Here is an 18,434-nt window from a genome sequence, read left to right as displayed (position 1 = left end):
ATGCAGCCGGCGACCCGTGAGTGGTTCACCGGCGCTTTCGCCGCGCCGACGCCCGTGCAACTCGGAGCATGGGACTCCATCTCGAAAGGCGACGACACCCTTGTCATCGCACCCACCGGCTCCGGCAAGACCCTCGCCGCGTTCCTGTGGGCCATCGACTCGCTCACGCAGGCTTCCGGCTCTCCCCGACCGGGAGTGAGCGTCTTGTACATCTCACCGCTGAAGGCGCTCGGCGTGGACGTCGAACGCAACCTCGCGGCCCCGCTGACGGGCATCGCACACACCGCGGCTCGAATGGGCGTCGAACCACCGCACGTCACAGTCGGCGTTCGGTCCGGCGACACACCGACAGCCGATCGACGCGCTCTGCAGCGAACACCCCCGGACATCCTGATCACCACACCCGAGTCGCTGTACCTGATGCTGACATCATCGGCTCGCGAGACACTCACGTCGGTGCAGACGGTGATCATCGACGAAGTGCATGCGGTCGCATCCACCAAACGCGGGACACATCTCGCACTGTCGCTGGAACGACTCGACGACCTGCTCTCCTCCCGCGCACAGCGAATCGGGCTGTCGGCCACAGTCCGCCCGGAGGAGCGGGTCGCCGAGTTCCTGTCCGGGTCCGCTCCGTGCACGATCGTCAAGCCGCCCGCCGCGAAGACGTTCGAACTGCGCGTCGAAGTTCCCGTCGACGACATGACCAATATCCCGGCTCCGCCCTCCGCCGGTGATCTCGACGGCTTGGACGACGCGTTCTCCCCCACTGCCGGATCGCTGTGGCCGTTCATCGAGGAGTCGATCGTCGACGAGATCGAACGCAACAGGTCGACGATCGTGTTCGCGAACTCTCGACGCCTGGCCGAACGACTGACGGCTCGCCTCAACGAGATCGCCGTGGAACGAGCGGGCGACCCCGTGGACCTCGACGCGACGAATCCCCAGGTCCCGGGCGGGATGCCGTCGATGGTGTCGACGTCCGGCTCCACCCGCGGAGCGTCACCTGTACTCGCTCGGGCGCACCATGGCTCAGTCAGCAAGGACCAGCGTGCGGCCATCGAGGACGACCTCAAGTCGGGCCGTCTCCGCTGCGTCGTGGCGACGAGTTCCCTGGAGCTGGGCATCGACATGGGCGCAGTTGATCTTGTCGTCCAGGTGGAGGCGCCTCCGTCCGTGGCGTCCGGCCTGCAGCGCATCGGCCGCGCCGGCCACCAGGTCGGCGAGATCAGCAAGGGTGTGCTGTACCCAAAGCATCGGACCGACCTGATCCACTGCACGGTCACCGTCGACAGGATGGTCCGCGGACAGATCGAGTCTCTCGCCGTGCCGACGAACCCGCTCGACATTCTCGCGCAGCAGACGATCGCCGCGACCGCCGCAGGCGACGTGAGCGTCGACGACTGGTTCGCGACTGTCCGCCGTGCGATGCCGTACAAGAGCCTCACTCGCGACGTGTACGACGCGGTGCTCGACCTCATCTCCGGCCGCTACCCGTCGGACGAGTTCGCCGAACTCCGCCCACGAGTCGACTACGACCGGTCAACCGGCGTCCTCACTGCCCGCCGCGGCACCCTCCGACTCGCCGTCACCTCCGGCGGCACCATCCCCGACCGCGGCCTGTTCGGGGTATTCCTCACAGGTTCGTCGGATAGCGGACAACTGCGCCGAGTCGGCGAGCTCGACGAGGAGATGGTCTACGAATCGCGTGTCGGCGACGTGTTCGCACTGGGCGCGTCGAGCTGGCGGATCGAGGAGATCACTCACGATCGAGTTCTCGTCTCGCCCGCGTTCGGCCAGCCCGGACGACTCCCGTTCTGGATCGGCGACGCGCAGGGCCGTCCGGCCGAACTCGGCGAGGCGATCGGCAAGTTCGTCGGGCAGGTGTCCGACGACGCCAAACTGTCAGCACAGGCCGACCGGCTCGGACTCACCGCACGGGCCCGTGACAACCTCGCGGCACTGCTCACCGAGCAGAAGCAGGCCACCGGGGCGTTGCCCACCGATCGCACGCTGATCGTCGAACGCTTTCGCGACGAGCTGGGCGATTGGCGGCTCGTCCTGCACTCCCCCTACGGTCTGCGTGTCCACGCACCGTGGGCCTCCGCCATCGCGTCTCAGTTGTCGGCGAGGCTCGGGCTGGACGGCGCGACCACTGCCACCGACGACGGGATCATCGTCCGACTCCCCGACACCGACGACGCACCTCCCGGCGCCGAGGTGTTCACCGTCGACCCCACAACAGTCGAGGACCAGGTGACGAGGGCGCTCGCCGACTCGTCGATGTTCGCGTCGAGATTCCGCGAGTGCGCGGCGCGGGCGCTCCTGCTGCCGCGTCGTGATCCGGGCCGACGGGCTCCGCTGTGGCAGCAGCGCCAGCGCAGCGCACAGTTGCTGTCGGTGGCGTCGCAGTTCCCGGACTTCCCCATCATCTTGGAGACCGTCCGCGAATGCCTCGCGGACGTGTACGACCTCCCGGCGCTGATCGACCTGCTGACCCGGATCTCGTCGCGCAAGGTGAGGGTCGCCGAGGTCGAGACGGCGTCGCCGTCTCCGTTCGCGGCGTCGATGCTGCTCGGCTACGTCGGCGCGTTCATGTACGACGACGACGCGCCGCTCGCCGAACGCCGCGCCACGGCGCTCTCCCTCGACACCGCCCTCTTGGCTCAGCTGCTCGGCCGGGTCGACCTGCGCGAACTGCTCGATCCGGCGGTCATCGTCGAGGTGGTCGCACGCCTGCAACGAACCGCACCGCAGCGTCGGGCCCGCGATGCGGAGGACATCGGAGATCTGTTGCGGTGGCTGGGTCCCCTCACCTCCGAGGAGATCGCCGCACGCTGCCTCGACGACGTCGACGCCGCCGCCTCGCTGAATGAGCTCACCCGGACCGGTCGTGTGATCATGATCCGGCACCGCGGCGTCGACCTGTACGCAGCGGTCGAAGACTCCGCGCGCCTCCGCGACGGCCTCGGCGTTCCGTTGCCGCTCGGTGTGCCCGCGGACTTCCTCGCTCCGGTGCCGGACCCGATCGGCGACCTCGTTCATCGTTTCGCCCGCACGCACGGTCCCTTCACGGCCGACGATGCGGTCGCGGCCCTCGGCATGGCACCCGCCGTGGTCGCCTCAACACTCGAAACGCTCGCCGCACGGCACACCGTGGTGGAGGGCGAGTTCGTGCCGCTCGACGGGCCGCACCGGTCCCAGTGGTGCCACTCCGACGTGCTCGGCCAACTGCGGCGCGGCTCCCTGGCAGCCGGTCGCGCCGACGTCGAGCCCGTTCCCACCCAGGTGTACGCACGATTTGTGCTCGACTGGCAGCACGTGGCTCCCTCGTCACGGCTGCGCGGCGTCGCCGGCGTCGCCGAGGTGATCGAACAGCTCGCAGGCCACCCGGTTCCGGCATCGGCGTGGGAGACGCTGGTCCTCCCGGCCCGCGTCATCGACTACTCGCCGTCGATGCTCGACGAGCTCCTCGCCTCTGGCGAAGTGTGCTGGTCGGGACACGGTTCGATCAGTGGTTCGGACGGATGGGTGGCGCTGCATCTCGCGGACGCCGCTCCGCTGACCCTGCGAGAGCCCGATGAGCTCGAACTCACCACCGTCCACGAATCGGTATTGGCCTCGCTCGACGGTGGCGGAGCCCTCCGCGCCTCGGCACTGGTCGATGCGGCAGGCGCAGACGAAGCGTCTGTGACCGCAGCCGTGTGGGACCTCGTGTGGTCGGGACGTCTCACCAACGACTCGTTCAGTGTTGTACGTGCGGCGTTGACACCCGCACGTTCGGCATCCGCGCCGGCGCACCGCACACGCGGCCGCGCTCCTCGACTGCGGACGGCACGACTGTCGTCGCGGTACCTGGCGGGTGTCGACGGCCCGAGCCGCACGTCGCCGCTCCTCGGAGGCCGATGGTCCGTGCTGCAAAGACCCCGCGTCGACTCGACCGCGGAAGCCGCCGCGACCTGTGAGATCCTCCTCGATCGCTATGGTGTGGTCACCAAGGGCGCAGTCACGATCAGCGACGTCGACGGCGGCTTCTCCCGGGTGTACAAGGCACTCACTGTTTTTGAGGACGGCGGCCAGGTTCGGCGCGGCTACTACGTCGACGGGCTCGGCGGTGCCCAGTTCGCGGCGGGTGCGACGGTCGACCGGCTCCGAGACGAGATGCGGGTGCCACGCGAACTGGAGACCGAGGCCGTGCTGCTCGCGGCGACCGATCCCGCCAATCCGTACGGAGCCGCCCTCGAATGGCCGGCCTCGGCCGAGGGCCACCGCCCCGGACGGAAGGCGGGCGCCGTTGTCGTCCTGGTCTCCGGTGCACTGGCAGTTTTCATCGAGCGTGGCGGGAAGACTGTCCTGACATTCACCGACGACGTCGACGCACTCGCGGCCGCAGCGATGGCGGTCGCCGATGCGGTCCGCGCGGGCCGTGTCCCCCGCATACACGTCGATCAGGTCGATCAGACACCCGTGTCGACCACAACGTTCGGAGCCGAACTCGCAAACGCCGGATTCTCGTCGACACCGCGTGGACTGCGCATGAACTACGACCCGCGGATGGGCTGATGCCCGAAGGTGACACGATTTACGCGCTCGCGCGTCGGCTCGACAAGGTGCTGGCGGACGCGACTCTCACGCACACCGACTTCCGCGTTCCTCGTTGGGCCCTCACCGACCTGTCCGGAGGTCGTATCACCGCGGTCCGATCAGTCGGAAAACACCTCTTCATGGATGTCGAGCGACGTGACGGGAGCAGGGTCTCGATCCACTCCCACCTGAAGATGGAGGGCATGTGGGATGTCCACCGGTTGGGTACGCGGTGGCGCAGACCGGGCCATACGGCCCGGGTGGTGCTGCGCGCAGGCGACACCGAGGCAGTCGGCTTCGACCTCGGTGTTCTGGAAGTGCTCAGCGACCCGGCCGCGGCGGTCGCCCATCTCGGGCCGGATCTTCTCGGCGACGACTGGAATCCAGACCGTGCCGTGGCGAATCTCGCTGCGCATCCCGACACCGCTGTCGGCGCGGCACTACTGGACCAACGCCTACTGGCGGGTGTCGGCAACGTGTTCCGCAGCGAGATCTGCTTCCTGCAGCGGGTGTCCCCGTACGCCCGGACCGGCGACGTGGACCTTCCCGCGTTGGTGCAGACGTCCCGGAGGCTGCTGTGGGACAACCGAGTGCGCAGCGTTCGATGCACGACCGGTGTCCTGATCCGAGGCAAGGAACTGTGGGTGTACGGGCGCGATCGGAGGCCGTGCCGACGGTGTGGTGAGACGATCGTCCGCTCCGACCTCGACGGCCGGGTCGTATACGTATGTCGCCGGTGCCAGCCGGGACCCACCGACGTCGGCATGTGAACTGCGGTACTTCCTGTACCGGACGCCGAGGGATGCGGATCGCATCCCATCCAGCGGACCGTCCCACCCCGCGCGAGCCCGCGGCGTCCTACGTTCGGCGTACCGACCATCGGAGAATCGAGAGAAGGACTTTGCCCGTGGACATCGCCGAACGCATCGACGCACTCGAACAGATCGAGGAGATCAAGGCTCTCAAGTACCGATACTGGAGGGCCTGCGACGCCAAGGACCCGCAAGGCTTCCGAGAGGCCTTCGTCTCGTCCGGTGCACGCATCGACTACGGCAGACTCGGCTCGTTCGACGACATCGAACCCATGGCGCAGATCTTCGAACAAGTCGCGCTGCACACAGTGGACGGCAAGCATGTCATCTTCGACATGCATCACGGCATGCATCCCGACATCACGCTCACCGGGCAGCACACCGCGACCGGCCGGTGGACGTTGCGGTTCCGACAGGTCAATCTCCTGGAGAGCACCGAAACCGTCTCCACCGGCGAGTACCGAGACGAGTACGTCATCGAAGACGGTCGGTGGAAGACTGCGAAGTGCTCGTTCACTGAGACCTGGTCGATGACCCGTCCCCTCGATCCGGCGGCCACGGTGTCCGAGGGAACGTTCGGGAGCATCGGATGAGATTCGGAGTGTCACTGTTCACCTGCGATCGAGGAGTCACCCCGGCGGCCGCCGCTCGATCCGCGGAAGCCCACGGCTTCGATCACATCTACGTCCCCGAGCACACCCACATCCCCGTCGTCCGCAGTTCCAACCACCCGGCGACCGGCGACGAGACTCTGCCCGACGACAGGTATCTCCGAACTCTCGATCCGTGGGTCAGTCTCGCGTCGGCCGCGTCGGTCACCGAGCGGATCGGGCTCGGCACATCCGTCGCACTTCCCCTGGAACACGATCCGATCGCGCTCGCGAAGACCATCGCGACACTCGATCATCTGTCCGGCGGTCGAGTCACGTTCGGGGTCGGATTCGGATGGAACCTCGAGGAACTCGCAGATCACGGCGTTCCGCCCGCGAAGCGGAGGACTGCGCTCAAGGACTATCTCGCCGCCATGCAGGCGTTGTGGACGTCCGACGAGGCCGAACACGACGGGCCGTTCGTGTCCTTCGGCCCCTGTTGGGCCTGGCCCAAGCCGGTGCAGCAGCCTCGGCCCGAGATCCTCCTCGGCGCGGGCGGGACGGAGAAGAACTTCGAATGGATCGTCGCTGCAGGCGACGGCTGGATCACGACGCCCATCGAGCAGGCAGTCGAAGACGGCGTCAAACGCCTGACGACGCTGTGGAGGCAGGCGGGCCGAGCCGGGTCGCCGCGGGTGGTCGTCCTGGGAGACGCCCCGGATCCGGGAGCCCTCGCGCGATGGCAAGACCTCGGTGTCTCCGAGGTCGTCTTCTCCCTTCCCGACGACACGGCAGAAGCAGTCGAGACCTTCATCGCCGAGTTGGCTGCCGACGTCGCACCGTTCCGGTAGATCCCGGCGTCAACGATGAGTCTTCCGCCCGGCGCACACGCGACCAACGCCCCTCGTCTTGGTGTCCATCCGGTCCAAGAATGGAGGCATGAGCGGAGATCCGGTGACAGTCATGGCCGACGACCAGGCGTGGGAGATGCTGGCGGGCACGGTGTTCGGCAGGTTGGCGGTGTCGGTGGATGACCGTCCCGACATCTTCCCGGTGAACGTCCACGTCGACGCCGCAGCGGGGACGATCCTCCTGCGAACCGCGGAGGGCACCAAACTGTCGATGATGGCCGTGAACAGCCACGTCGTCTTCGAGACCGACGCTTTCACCAGCCGGGTCGGCTGGAGTGTGGTCGCCCGAGGACGCGCCCGCGTGCTCGTCGCAACCGACGAGATCCTGCGGGCCGATCAGACGCCACTGCGCCCGTGGATCCCGACGTTGAAGACGCAGTACGTCGAGATCACCGTGGATCGCGTCACCGGGCGACGTTTCACTATCGGGCCGGAGCCCGAACGCATCGTCTCCTAGTCTCGAGTCGCTCTATTCCGGAACGGGAACCGGCTCGAGGATCTCGCGGCGCGCTTCGGGCGCAGCCGCGCGCAGAGCATCCGCGGACGAGTCGTCAGGCTGTCGCTGTGACGCGATCTCGGCCTCCACCCGCGCTGTGTAGTTTTCGACCTCCCACGTGGTGGTCGCCTCGTCCCAGCCCAGAATCGGGGCCATCAGATCGGCGACTTCGCGAGCGCAGTCCACGCCTCGATGGCTGTACTCGATCGCGATGCGCGTGCGACGCGCCAGCACGTCCTCGAGGTGCAGGGCACCCTCGGTGGCAACGGCGTACACGACCTCGGCGCGCAGGTACTGCGGCGCGGCGTCGAGCGGCTTGAGCAGCGACGGATCGGTCTCCGCGTCGTGCAGCACGTCATCGAGCAGTGAACCGTAGCGGTTCAGAAGCCGGCGGATGCGGTACGGATGCAGGCCGAAACGCTGCCCCAGGTGCTCACACTGGTTGATGAGCGCGAAGTAGCCGTCCGCACCGACGAGCGGCACTCGTTCGGTGATCGACGACGCCACCCGCGACGGCAGGTAGTCGGTGCACGCGTCGACCGCGTCGGCGCCCATCACGCGGTACGTCGTGTACTTGCCGCCGGCGATCGACACCAGTCCCGGCGCGACGACGGCAACAGCGTGTTCGCGCGAGAGCGTCGAGGTGCCCTCGTCCTCACCGGCGAGAAGCGGTCGGAGTCCTGCGTACACGCCTTCGATGTCGTCGTGCGTCAGCTTCGTGACAAGCTCCGTGTTGACCCGATCGAGGATGTAGTCGATGTCCTTGCGAGTCGCCGCGGGGTGCGCGAGGTCGAGGTTCCAATCGGTGTCGGTGGTGCCGATGATCCAGTGCGTCTCCCATGGGATCACGAAGAGCACTGAACTCGCGGTCCGCAGGATGATCGCCGTCTCACTGACGATCCGGTCGCGGGGCACCACGATGTGCACGCCCTTGGACGCGCGGACCGTGAAGTGCCCGCGCTGCTTCGACAGCGCCTGGACCTCATCGGTCCACACGCCTGCCGCGTTGATCACGCAGTGGGCGCGGACTTCGGTCGTCTCGCCGGTCTCACTGTCTCGGAGCTTGACGCCCTTGATGCGGTCGGCCTCGGTGAGGAAGCCGATCGCCTGGGTCGAGGTGCGGACCACGGCGCCGTAATTCGACGCGGTGCGGGCGAGGGTGAGGCTGTGGCGGGCGTCGTCGACAACCGTGTCGTAGTACCGGATCCCACCGATCAGTGAGCTGCGCTTGAGGCCGGGCGCCACCCGTAGCGCACCGGACCGCGAGACGTGCTTCTGGCCGGGGACCGACTTGGCACCGCCCATTCGGTCGTACAGGAACAGGCCCGCCGCCATGTAGGGACGCTCCCAGAAACGTCGGGTGAGCGGAGCGAGAAACGGCAGTGGTTTCACCAGGTGAGGCGCGAGCAGACGCAGAGACAGTTCACGTTCACGCAACGCTTCTTTGACGAGCCCGAACTCGAACTGCTCCAGGTAGCGCAGACCGCCGTGGAACATCTTGGACGAACGGCTCGATGTGCCGGACGCGATGTCGCGCGCCTCGACAAGAGCGACTCGCAAGCCACGAGTCGCAGCGTCCAGCGCCGCGCCGACACCGACGACACCGCCGCCGATGACGACGATGTCGAACTGCTCGGTGCCGAGCCGTCGCCATGCCTCATCTCGGTAGGCGGGGCTCAGGTCGGCGGGCCGGTCGGGGTTGAACTCGCTGTCCATGGGCATCGAGCCTACCGGAGAGTAACCGGATGTGACGTGACACACTGTGCAACGTGAGTTCTCCCGGACAGTACGTCGTCTCGATCGATCAGGGCACCACCTCCACACGCGCGATGGTCTTCGACCGCGCCGGGACAGTGGTCGCGAGTGAACAGCTCGAACACGAGCAGATCTTCCCCCGCGCAGGCTGGGTGGAGCACGACGCGGTCGAGATCTGGCGCAACACCCGGCGGGTCGCCGCCGCCGCTCTCGCCGCCGTGGAGATCCTGCCGGGGAACATCGTGGCCTGCGGCATCACCAACCAGCGGGAAACGACCGTCGTGTGGGACCGCGCGACCGGCGAGCCCGTCTACAACGCCATCGTCTGGCAGGACACGCGCACCGACGCGATCTGCCAGGAACTCGCCGAAGACGGCGGGGTCGACCGCTACCGCAAGCGGACCGGGCTCCCTCTCGCCGCGTACTTCGCCGGCCCCAAGGCGAGGTGGATCCTCGACAACGTCGACGGCGCGCGCGAACGCGCCGAACGGGGCGAGCTGGCCTTCGGAACGATCGACTCGTGGCTCGCATGGAACATGACCGGCGGCCCGAACGGCGGGCTGCACGTCACCGACGTCACGAACGCGTCGCGCACATTGCTCATGGATCTCAGCACCTTGCAGTGGGACCCGGAGATCTGCGCCGAGATAGGCGTCCCCATGTCGATGCTGCCGGAGATCCGCAGCAGTTCGGGTGTGATCGCCCCGCTGCGCAAGGAGGGCGCATTGCCCGGCGTTCCGCTCGCAGGCATCCTCGGCGACCAGCAGGCAGCCATGTTCGGTCAGGCCTGCCTCGAGCCCGGCGAAGCGAAGAACACCTACGGCACCGGCAACTTCCTGCTGCTCAACACCGGAACCGAGCCCGTCTACTCCGACCACGGCCTGCTGACCACGGTCTGCTACCGACTGGACGGCGAAGACGCACGATACGCGCTCGAAGGTTCGATCGCAGTGACCGGATCGCTCGTCCAGTGGCTGCGCGACAACCTCGGCCTCATCTCCGATGCCCGCGAAGTCGAGACGCTCGCCAAGCAGGCCGACGACAACGGCGGCGTCTACTTCGTCCCGGCGTTCTCCGGACTGTTCGCACCGCGCTGGCGCGCCGACGCGCGCGGCGTCATCGTTGGACTGACCCGATTCGCGAACCGCAATCACATCGCCCGCGCAGTCCTCGAAGCGACCGCGTATCAGACCCGCGAGGTGATCGAGGCGATGGAAGCAGACTCCGGCGTCGCCCTGCACACACTCAAAGTGGACGGCGGAATGGTCCTGAACGAGCTGCTGATGCAGTTCCAGTCCGACATCCTGTCCGTGCCCGTCGTCCGACCCGTTGTGAACGAGACGACCGCACTCGGCGCCGCCTACGCCGCAGGCCTCGCCGTCGGGTACTGGGAGAGCACCGACGACATCCGCGCCAACTGGGCACAGGGCGGCCGTTGGGAGCCGTCGATGTCGGACGCCGACCGCTCGGCGCTCTTCGCCGGCTGGAACAAGGCCGTCGAGCACAGCTTCGACCTCGCCTGACGGTCATTTCGACCGACACGACACCCCGTTGTCGCCCACATCGTTCGAGCCGTCTGAGCCTCGAGCGCGGCGATGTGCCACGGACGCAACACTCCCGTCCGTGGTCAATCGTCCTAACTCGCGTCGACGTCCTCGGTGATCAGGCGCCGAATGACGTAGTACGCGAACCAGAGGGTCGCGATGACGCAGATCCCGAACAGGACGTCAAAGAAGATCACCATCGAGTCCACCTCTCGCCCATAGTTCTCCACGTGGAGAATTCCTTAGAACGATAACCTCTCCGCATGGAGAAGTCCACACGCATTCAGATGCTTGAAGCCGGCCTGACACTGCTCGGCGAGGTCGGATTCCGGGGATGGTCGATGAGGCGCGTCGAAGACACGACCGGCGTCCCACACGGCAGCGCTCGTCACCACTTCTCGGACCAACGCGGCCTGGTGCTGGCGATGGTCCGACATCTCCTCGCAGTGGACCTTCCTCGGGCCGATGAGACGCCGACACAGCAAGTCTCCAGATGGACCGGCAGTGAACTCGCGTATACACGCGCCCGCTACGAACTCATCGTCGCCGCGTTTCACGACCGCGAACTCACCGACGAACTGGTGCGAGGTCGAGACCAACTCGTCGCCGTCCTACAGGCCAGGGGGATGACAAAACCGGATGCGGCAGGCCTGGCCACCGCCCTCGACGGCATGATCCTCGACGCGGTCCTGCGGCGGACTCCCCCTGACGAGATCGAGACACAGGCGGTCGTCAATCGATTCCTCCAGTGACTCACTCACCAGCCGATCGCACGGCATTCAGCCCTTGACATACAACTAAATGGTTGTATGTTTGAGACATGACCGAGGACAACGAGGACAGGGCGGACGCCATGTTCCACGCGCTCTCCGACAGGACGAGGCGGGACATTCTCCGACGCGTCCTCGCCGGTGAGCACTCGGTCAGCGCACTGGCGGAGAAGTACACGATGAGCTTCGCCGCCGTGCAGAAACACGTCGCCGTTCTCGAGAAGGCCGGACTGCTCACCAAACGGCGTGACGGCCGTCAGCAGTTGGCCTCGGGCGACGTGAACGCCGTTCGTTCGGTGACGGCGATGCTCGCCGACATCGAGCAGATCTGGCGCGGACGGATCGCTCGCATCGACGAGCTCCTCGCCGCCGACCCACCCGAAGCCCACTGACTCAGCAACCCATCACAAGGAGACGAAGCCATGCCTGTCATCTCAGCAACCCCCGACCTCGACAACCTCACTCTCACGATCACCGCGGAGTTCGCGGCACCCGTCGACCGCGTGTGGCAGGTTTATGCCGACCCGCGTCAGCTCGAGCAGATCTGGGGACCGCCCACCTACCCCGCCACATTCGTCGACTTCGAATTCGCACCCGGCGGCCAGGCCCGCTACTACATGACCTCGCCCGAGGGTGAGAAGTTCGGCGGCTGGTGGAAGTTCACCGCCATCGATGCGACGACCTCGTTCTCGTTCACCGACGGATTCGCCGACGGCGACCTCAACCCTGTCGAGGGGATGCCGGTGTCGACGAACGTCTTCGAGTTCTCACCTGTCGACGCGGGCACGCGCGCGGTGTACACGTCCACCTACGCATCCACTGAAGACCTCCAGAAGGTGCTCGAGATGGGTGTCGTGGAGGGCGCGTCGACGGCGATCAACCAGATCGACGCACTCCTCGCCGCCTGAAGATCCTCACACCACGAGTGGACGGCCGGATCGCACCCATGCGGTGATTCCGCCGTCCACTCGTCTCGCGGACCGACCCAGACCGGCGAGCACGGCGACGGCGTCTGCCGAGGCGAGGCAGTACGGCCCCGAGCAGTAGGCGACGACGTCCGCCGATTCGGGGAGCTCCGCGATCCTGCGATCTAGATCTGCGACCGGAATCGACAGGGCGCCCTCGACGTGGCCTCGGGCGTAGTCGTCCGCAGACCTCACGTCGACGAGCACAACATCGTCCTCACGGAGTCGGCGGTCGAGTTCCGCGACGTCGACACTCTCCATCGGCGGGCGACGTCTGTTCAGCTCGGCCAGTTCGTCACGCAGCTCAGCGAGTGACCTCTCCGCGTAGTCGGCGAACGCACCGAGGAAGGCCGACGTCGCGCTGTCAGCGATCCGATAGTGAATGTGGACACCCTCGCGCCGAGACTGCACGAGCTGCGCCGCACGGAGCTGCTGCAGCTGCGCCGACGTGTTCTTGACCGGAAGTCCGGCGGCCTCGGCAAGTTCTTCGACAGTGTGCTCCCCCGTCTCGAGCCGATCCAGCAAGCGCAGTCGCAACGGGTTCGACAGCGCCTTGCCAACACGGGACAGCTGAATGTAGATCTCGTCGTCGCCACTCATGACGACACCTCCGCCGTTTCGCGTCGCCACGCTCTCGCGGCGGAGAACTCGGCGAACGCGACTACGACGCCGAGCAGTGCGAGAACGGCGAAGCCGAAGCTCAGCAGGCGCGCCGAGTCGACAATGTCGGGTCCGCCGAGAGAGACGAGCACACCCGCGAGCGCCGACCCGAAAGCGTTGGCGATGAGCTGGCTCGTGTTGAGTCCGGCAGAAGCCTGTGCGGCCTCGGCGTCGTCGGTGCTCACACGCATACCGGCGGTGAACCAGTGAGCCATGGCCATGCCGATGCCACACCCCGCGAACAACAGCGTGACGTACCACCCGACAACCACCCAGCCGGCCGGATCCGCCACCTGCAGCAACCCGTACGCCAGCAGGCCGACACCGAGGACGATCGGCCCAGCCACTCGCACGGCGCGCCGCATCCGATCGGTCTCGGCGCCACTGCTCCAGATGGATGCGATGGTCCAGCCCCACGAGATGGCCGCGCCGAGGAACCCCGCCGCGAGAGGAGACAGGCCGCCGATACGCTGACCGAACAGCGGAATGAATGTCTCCACGGTCGACACGGCGGCGAGCACCACAATGGCGAGATAAATCCAGCGCAGCGGCGAGCGTCCCCGGTATGTCATCTCGGGCAGCACTCGACTGGTGGCGCCGCGCTCGTACAGGATGAACGCGGCCGCCGCGATCGCCGCGACGCCGAGAAGTGCGACGGTCACCGCGCCATCCACGATCGACGCGATGCTGACTGCAGCAGCGGTCGAGGTCAACAGTGCGAGCGAGATCCACGGCACAGGATCGGACGACACGCCCGCCCCCGCGCCCGACGGCAGCGCACGGAACGTGAGGGCGACCAGACCGAGGGCGATCACCACGAGGAGACCGAACGCTCCGCGCCAAAGACCGATCTGAGCGAAGAACCCGCCGACGATCGGACCGACGACATTGCCGACGCCCCACATCGCCGACATCAGGGCGATCGCACGTTGCCAGAGATTCGGCGGCAGAACCGTTCGGACCACGGCGAATCCGAGTCCCGCGAGGAGGCCGGCCGCGAGTCCCTGCAGGCCGCGGCCGATGAGCATGACGACCATCGTGGGAGCGCCGCCCGCGATGGCCGTGCCGACGGCGAAGGCGACGAATCCGGTGGAGTACGACCATCGCGCTCCGAACTGCGCAAGTAGTCGACTGACAAGCATTGACGAGATGACGGACGCCACGAGGAACACCGTCATCGTCCACGAGTACAGCTCTTCACCGCCGATGTCGGCGATCGCATTCGGCAGCAGACTCGTCGTCAAGTACACGTTGATCGCGTACAACGCCACGCCACCGGCCATCACGATCACCGGCGCGCGATGTTCGCGGCCCATCAACTCACCCCAAGAACCCATATTCCAAAGATTATTAGAATAAGGGCTCTGGGTCCAACTTCCGGCGGCCGGACGTCAGTCGAGGTCGTCGTGCCGAACCAACTGACGCGCCGCCTCGGCGACAGAACCCGACAGCGACGGGTACACCGAGAACGTGCTCGCGACCTCGGACACCTGCAGTTTGTTCTCCACTGCCAGGGCGATCGGCAGGATCAGTTCGGAGGCGTTCGGCGCGACGACGACGCCGCCGATCACCACACCGGTCGCGGGACGGCAGAAGATCTTGATGAAGCCACGACGCAGCCCGGACATCTTGGCGCGAGGGTTGGTCTTGAGCGGCAGCATCACGGTGCGGGCCGGGTACTCACCCGCGTCGATCGCCTTCTGCGAGACACCGACATTCGCGATCTCGGGACGCGTGAAGATCGCGGACGCGACGGTCTTGAGGCGCAATGGGCTCACGCCCTCGCCGAGCGAGTGGTACATCGCGATGCGACCCTGCATGGCGGCGACGGATGCGAGCGGCAGCAGACCCGTGCAGTCGCCCGCCGCGTAGATTCCGGGGACCGACGTCCGCGACACCCGGTCGACGGTGATGTAGCCACCACGGTCCACAGCGACGCCCGCATCGTCGAGCCCGAGGCCCTCGGTGTTCGGCACCGAGCCGACGGTCATCAGGACGTGTGTTCCGACCACGGTCTTGCCGTCTGCCAGGTGAACGGTCGCCGTGGTCTCGTCTCGGGTCACCTCGTCGGCACGGGCGTGCTTGATGAGCGTGACGCCACGCTCGGAGAAGGCGTCCTCCAGGACGAGCGCAGCGTCCTCGTCCTCGTGCGGGAGCACACGGTCGCGGCTCGACACGAGGGTCACCTTGACCCCGAGCTCGGTGTAGGCGTGCGCGAACTCGGCTCCGGTCACACCCGATCCCACGATGATCAGGTGTTCGGGCAGTTCAGTCAGGTCGTACAGCTGCCGCCAGTTGAGGATCCGCTCGCCGTCGGGCACGGCCGTCGGGAGCACACGCGGTGATGCGCCGGTTGAGATGAGGACAACGTCACCCTCGAACTCCTGCTCCGTGCCGTCTTTGAGGGTCGCGACGACGGTGTGCGCACCGATGCCCGGCTTGGTGTCCGCAAGTCGTGCACGCCCCGACACGATCTTGACGCCCTCGGAGGTGAGGCGCGCACGGATGTCGGCCGACTGTGCGAACGCGAGGTCCTTCACTCGCTGGTGAATGCGCGGCAGGTCGATCTGTGAGGAGTCCACCTGCACGCGGACACCGAGGTCCTGTGCGCGGCGGACATCGGTTCGGATGCCGGTCGACGCGATGAACGTCTTGGACGGGACGCAGTCCCACAGAACACACGCACCGCCGGGGCCGTCGGAATCGATCATCGTGATGTCGGCGCCGTACGCTGCGCCGGCCAATGCCGCCTCGTACCCGGCCGGGCCTCCACCGATGATGACGATTCTGGACACAGTGGCACGCTCCTGTACGAAGTGGGACGGAATGACTACTCAAACTTAGCCGGGTCGCGGTTCCGCCGCATCGCGGAAGCGAATAGGCTGGCCGCGTGCCCATCTACGCCGCGTACGCCTCGAACATGGATCCTGCGCAGATGCTGCAGCGAGCTCCCCACTCGCCGATGTCGTCGACCGGCTGGTTGTGCGGCTGGCGACTGACGTTCGCGGGCGACGACATCGGCTGGGAGGGGTCCCTCGCAACGGTCACCGAAGACCGCGACGACCCGGACGCTCGAGTGTTCGTGGTGCTGTACGACGTCCCGGATGAGGACGAGAAGAATCTCGACCAGTGGGAGGGCACTGAACTCGGTGTCCACCGCAAGATCCGGGCGCGCGTCGACACCGCCGACGGACCGGTCCTCGCGTGGCTGTACGTGATCGACGGCTACGAAGGCGGGCTCCCGTCGGCACGCTACCTCGGTGTGATGGCCGACGCCGCCGAAGTCGCGGGCGCACCCGCCGACTACGTCCAACGCCTCCGCCTGCACGAAGCACGCAACGTGGGCCCCGGCCCCGCCGCGCCTCTCGACGACGACTGACCACGTCTCGACTGCGCTCGACGAACAGGGTGCGCTCCCAGATCCTCGAGCGCAGTCGAGAGGTGGGACTCAGGCTCCGAGAACCACTCCGGCAAGGGTGGCGATGCCGACGCCTAGCGCGCGTTCGTCGATGTCGAAGTTCGGTTGGTGCAGATCACACATCGGGCCTGTGCCGCTCCAGACGCCGAGCCGGGCCATGGCGCCGGGCACCTTCTCCAAGTACCAGGCGAAGTCCTCCCCACCCGGTGACTGGGGTGTGTCGACGTCTGCATCCGGACCGATCGCAGCGACGGCGTGACGCAGCATCTGGACCGAGTCGACATCGTTCACCACCGGCGGCACGCCGCGGAAGTACGTGATGTCGCAGGCCACGCCGAGCGGAGCCGCGATCTCGCCGATCACACTGCGGACCAGCGGTTCGAGCAACTGCCACGTCTCGTGATCACCGGTGCGGACGGTGCCGCGCATCCGTCCCTCCTGCGGAATCGCATTCGGCGCATTGCCGGAGTGGACGGCGCCCCAGGCCATGACCGTGCCCGACCGCGGGTCGACGCGTCGCGAGAGGATGCCGGGCAGCCCAGTGATGATCGCGCCCATCGCATAGACGAGGTCGCTGGTCAGGTGCGGGCGGGAACTGTGGCCACCGGGTCCGTGGAGGTGCACCTCCACGCGGTCGGCAGCGGACGTGAGCGGCCCGGGCCGCAGACCGACGGTGCCCACCTTGAGATGGGGGTCGCAGTGCAACGCGAAGATCCGACTCAGGCCGTCGGTCACCCCGGCGTCGATCGCGTCGAGTGCGCCTCCGGGCATCACCTCTTCGGCTGCCTGGAACAGCAGGCGAACGCCGACTCTCAGGTCGCCTGCCTTGTGGACCTCGTTCAGGAGCATCCCGACGCCCATCAGGATGGCGGCATGGGCGTCGTGTCCGCACGAGTGAGAGACGCCTTCATTGCGCGAGGCGAACGGCAGACCGGTCTGCTCAGGCACGGGCAGACCGTCGAGATCCGCGCGCAGACCGATGCGCGGTGCGTCCACGGGGCCGAGATCGCACACCACACCGGTGCCCTTGGGCAGCACGGTCGGTGCAAGACCGGCCTCGGTCAGGACACGCACGACGGTCGCGGTCGTCTTCGTCTCGGCCATCGACAGCTCAGGCGACGCGTGGATCTCACGCCGCAGGGCGATCACCTGGTCGAGGTTGGCGGCGAGCCAGTCCTCGATGACGGGAATCATCAGAGGAGGGTTGCCGGGGTGGGCGTGTTCAGATCGTCCAGCAGCGGCAGACGCAGACCGCGCTTGATGACGGCCTGGTTGTCGCCGACGAGCGGGGTCCGCGTGCGAGCCACCTCGCGTGCGCGTTCCAGGAGGGCGTCGGCGCTGACGGCCTCGTCGACGATTCCAGCGGCGACCGCGTCGTCGCCTCCGTACCGACGACTGGTCAGCATCGCCTCGGTGGCGGTCGCATCCGGGATCCGGGTCCGGACCAACGCGGCCATGCCGCGGGTGAACGGCATGTTGAGCGCGGCCTCGGGAAGTGACCAGAACCCACGATCGTTGCGCATGATGCGATGGTCCGCGCACAACGCCAGCATCGCGCCCGCACCGAATGCGTGGCCGTTGATCGCGACGATCACCGGCGCGGGAACGGTCAGGACCTTGGCGTACAGCGCGTGGACCGTGTCGAGGTACGCGGGGAGCTTGTCACCGTTCGCGAACACGTAGTCGGTGTCGAGACCGTTGGAGAAGAACTTGCCGGTCGCGGAGATGATCAGCGGCTTCCGAGCGGCGACCGCCTCGTCGATCAGAGCGGTGATCGAGGGCATCCACTCGACGCCGAAACGGTTCTCCGGATTGGTCTCGTCCAATTCGACGCCTTCGGTGCCCAAGTAGAGCTCGGCTGCGTCGTCGGTCACGTTCAAGTACGGCATAGCTGAGAACCATATCGTAGCGCTGAGAACCGTATCTTAG

General features: G+C 67.0%; 16 protein-coding genes. 10 read left to right on the top strand and 6 right to left on the bottom strand.

Annotated features, from left to right (window positions below):
* From JVX90_RS04510 to JVX90_RS04490, 5 genes are all read left to right on the top strand, one after another.
* A complete protein-coding gene (locus JVX90_RS04510; protein WP_205332272.1) occupies nt 1-4,563 on the top strand; it encodes an ATP-dependent helicase in 4,563 nt (1,520 codons plus the stop codon).
* Complete coding sequence (locus tag JVX90_RS04505; RefSeq protein ID WP_205331240.1) at nt 4,563-5,354, top strand: Fpg/Nei family DNA glycosylase; 792 nt, start codon at nt 4,563-4,565, stop codon at nt 5,352-5,354. The genes JVX90_RS04510 and JVX90_RS04505 overlap by 1 nt, the downstream gene beginning before the upstream one ends.
* Before the next feature lie 137 nt (nt 5,355-5,491).
* Complete coding sequence (locus tag JVX90_RS04500; protein ID WP_205331239.1) at nt 5,492-5,989, top strand: nuclear transport factor 2 family protein; 498 nt, start codon at nt 5,492-5,494, stop codon at nt 5,987-5,989.
* Nucleotides 5,986-6,837 (top strand): LLM class F420-dependent oxidoreductase, encoded by an 852-nt coding sequence (locus tag JVX90_RS04495; protein WP_205331238.1) that lies wholly within the window; start codon nt 5,986-5,988, stop codon nt 6,835-6,837. Before JVX90_RS04500 ends, JVX90_RS04495 begins: the two co-directional genes overlap by 4 nt.
* A gap of 88 nt (nt 6,838-6,925) precedes the next feature.
* Entirely contained in the window at nt 6,926-7,354 is a 429-nt protein-coding gene (locus tag JVX90_RS04490; protein WP_205331237.1) for a pyridoxamine 5'-phosphate oxidase family protein, read from the top strand.
* Between the two features lie 12 nt (nt 7,355-7,366).
* Here the strand turns inward: JVX90_RS04490 and JVX90_RS04485 are convergent, their stop codons facing one another.
* Nucleotides 7,367-9,109, bottom strand: a complete 1,743-nt coding sequence (locus JVX90_RS04485; RefSeq protein ID WP_205331236.1) for a glycerol-3-phosphate dehydrogenase/oxidase — start codon at nt 9,107-9,109, stop codon at nt 7,367-7,369.
* Between the two features lie 53 nt (nt 9,110-9,162).
* On the opposite strand from JVX90_RS04485, the gene glpK reads away from it, so the two are divergent.
* The 4 genes from glpK (at nt 9,163) to JVX90_RS04465 (ending at nt 12,370) form a co-directional block, all read left to right on the top strand.
* Nucleotides 9,163-10,671 (top strand): glycerol kinase GlpK, encoded by a 1,509-nt coding sequence (gene glpK / locus JVX90_RS04480; protein ID WP_205331235.1) that lies wholly within the window; start codon nt 9,163-9,165, stop codon nt 10,669-10,671.
* A 284-nt stretch (nt 10,672-10,955) separates the two neighbouring features.
* Nucleotides 10,956-11,444, top strand: coding sequence for a TetR family transcriptional regulator (locus tag JVX90_RS04475; RefSeq protein WP_205331234.1), 489 nt, complete (start codon nt 10,956-10,958; stop codon nt 11,442-11,444).
* Between the two features lie 68 nt (nt 11,445-11,512).
* A complete protein-coding gene (locus JVX90_RS04470) occupies nt 11,513-11,854 on the top strand; it encodes a metalloregulator ArsR/SmtB family transcription factor (protein ID WP_205331233.1) in 342 nt (113 codons plus the stop codon).
* Nucleotides 11,855-11,884: 30 nt separating this feature from the next.
* Nucleotides 11,885-12,370: an SRPBCC domain-containing protein gene (locus tag JVX90_RS04465; protein ID WP_205331232.1), complete on the top strand. Its 486-nt coding sequence runs from the start codon at nt 11,885-11,887 to the stop codon at nt 12,368-12,370.
* 6 nt (nt 12,371-12,376) lie between these two features.
* Here JVX90_RS04465 and JVX90_RS04460 read toward each other — a convergent pair whose 3' ends face one another.
* From JVX90_RS04460 to JVX90_RS04450, 3 genes are read right to left on the bottom strand one after another with little or no spacing between them, the layout of a single operon-like run.
* Nucleotides 12,377-13,027, bottom strand: a complete 651-nt coding sequence (locus JVX90_RS04460) for a metalloregulator ArsR/SmtB family transcription factor (RefSeq protein WP_205331231.1) — start codon at nt 13,025-13,027, stop codon at nt 12,377-12,379.
* Entirely contained in the window at nt 13,024-14,424 is a 1,401-nt protein-coding gene (locus JVX90_RS04455; RefSeq protein ID WP_205331230.1) for an MFS transporter, read from the bottom strand. Before JVX90_RS04455 ends, JVX90_RS04460 begins: the two co-directional genes overlap by 4 nt.
* Nucleotides 14,425-14,478: 54 nt before the next feature.
* Nucleotides 14,479-15,882 (bottom strand): NAD(P)H-quinone dehydrogenase, encoded by a 1,404-nt coding sequence (locus JVX90_RS04450; protein WP_205331229.1) that lies wholly within the window; start codon nt 15,880-15,882, stop codon nt 14,479-14,481.
* Between the two features lie 95 nt (nt 15,883-15,977).
* Between JVX90_RS04450 and JVX90_RS04445 the strand changes: the two genes are divergently transcribed.
* Nucleotides 15,978-16,466: a gamma-glutamylcyclotransferase gene (locus tag JVX90_RS04445; RefSeq protein ID WP_008379879.1), complete on the top strand. Its 489-nt coding sequence runs from the start codon at nt 15,978-15,980 to the stop codon at nt 16,464-16,466.
* A gap of 69 nt (nt 16,467-16,535) precedes the next feature.
* On the opposite strand, the gene JVX90_RS04440 is transcribed toward JVX90_RS04445, so the two are convergent.
* Both JVX90_RS04440 and JVX90_RS04435 read right to left on the bottom strand, forming a co-directional pair.
* Nucleotides 16,536-17,699 (bottom strand): amidohydrolase, encoded by a 1,164-nt coding sequence (locus JVX90_RS04440; protein WP_205331228.1) that lies wholly within the window; start codon nt 17,697-17,699, stop codon nt 16,536-16,538.
* Entirely contained in the window at nt 17,699-18,394 is a 696-nt protein-coding gene (locus JVX90_RS04435) for an enoyl-CoA hydratase/isomerase family protein (RefSeq protein ID WP_205331227.1), read from the bottom strand. Before JVX90_RS04435 ends, JVX90_RS04440 begins: the two co-directional genes overlap by 1 nt.
* Between the last annotated feature and the right edge of the window lie 40 nt (nt 18,395-18,434).

The sequence above is a fragment of the Gordonia sp. PDNC005 genome (assembly GCF_016919385.1).
GTDB lineage: Bacteria > Actinomycetota > Actinomycetes > Mycobacteriales > Mycobacteriaceae > Gordonia.
The sequence above is the reverse complement of the archived record's forward strand: the minus strand, read 5'-3'. Positions and strand labels throughout refer to the sequence as shown.

Excerpts from the sequence above, each read along its gene's own strand:
- JVX90_RS04460 (WP_205331231.1), bottom strand. The coding sequence starts at position 13,027 with ATGAGTGGCGACGACGAGATCTACATTCAGCTGTCCCGTGTTGGCAAG.
- JVX90_RS04455 (WP_205331230.1), bottom strand. The coding sequence starts at position 14,424 with ATGGGTTCTTGGGGTGAGTTGATGGGCCGCGAACATCGCGCGCCGGTG.
- JVX90_RS04490 (WP_205331237.1), top strand. The coding sequence starts at position 6,926 with ATGAGCGGAGATCCGGTGACAGTCATGGCCGACGACCAGGCGTGGGAG.
- JVX90_RS04505 (WP_205331240.1), top strand. The coding sequence starts at position 4,563 with ATGCCCGAAGGTGACACGATTTACGCGCTCGCGCGTCGGCTCGACAAG.
- JVX90_RS04510 (WP_205332272.1), top strand. The coding sequence starts at position 1 with ATGCAGCCGGCGACCCGTGAGTGGTTCACCGGCGCTTTCGCCGCGCCG.
- JVX90_RS04465 (WP_205331232.1), top strand. The coding sequence starts at position 11,885 with ATGCCTGTCATCTCAGCAACCCCCGACCTCGACAACCTCACTCTCACG.
- JVX90_RS04470 (WP_205331233.1), top strand. The coding sequence starts at position 11,513 with ATGACCGAGGACAACGAGGACAGGGCGGACGCCATGTTCCACGCGCTC.
- JVX90_RS04495 (WP_205331238.1), top strand. The coding sequence starts at position 5,986 with ATGAGATTCGGAGTGTCACTGTTCACCTGCGATCGAGGAGTCACCCCG.
- JVX90_RS04485 (WP_205331236.1), bottom strand. The coding sequence starts at position 9,109 with ATGGACAGCGAGTTCAACCCCGACCGGCCCGCCGACCTGAGCCCCGCC.
- JVX90_RS04475 (WP_205331234.1), top strand. The coding sequence starts at position 10,956 with ATGGAGAAGTCCACACGCATTCAGATGCTTGAAGCCGGCCTGACACTG.
- JVX90_RS04435 (WP_205331227.1), bottom strand. The coding sequence starts at position 18,394 with ATGCCGTACTTGAACGTGACCGACGACGCAGCCGAGCTCTACTTGGGC.
- JVX90_RS04440 (WP_205331228.1), bottom strand. The coding sequence starts at position 17,699 with ATGATTCCCGTCATCGAGGACTGGCTCGCCGCCAACCTCGACCAGGTG.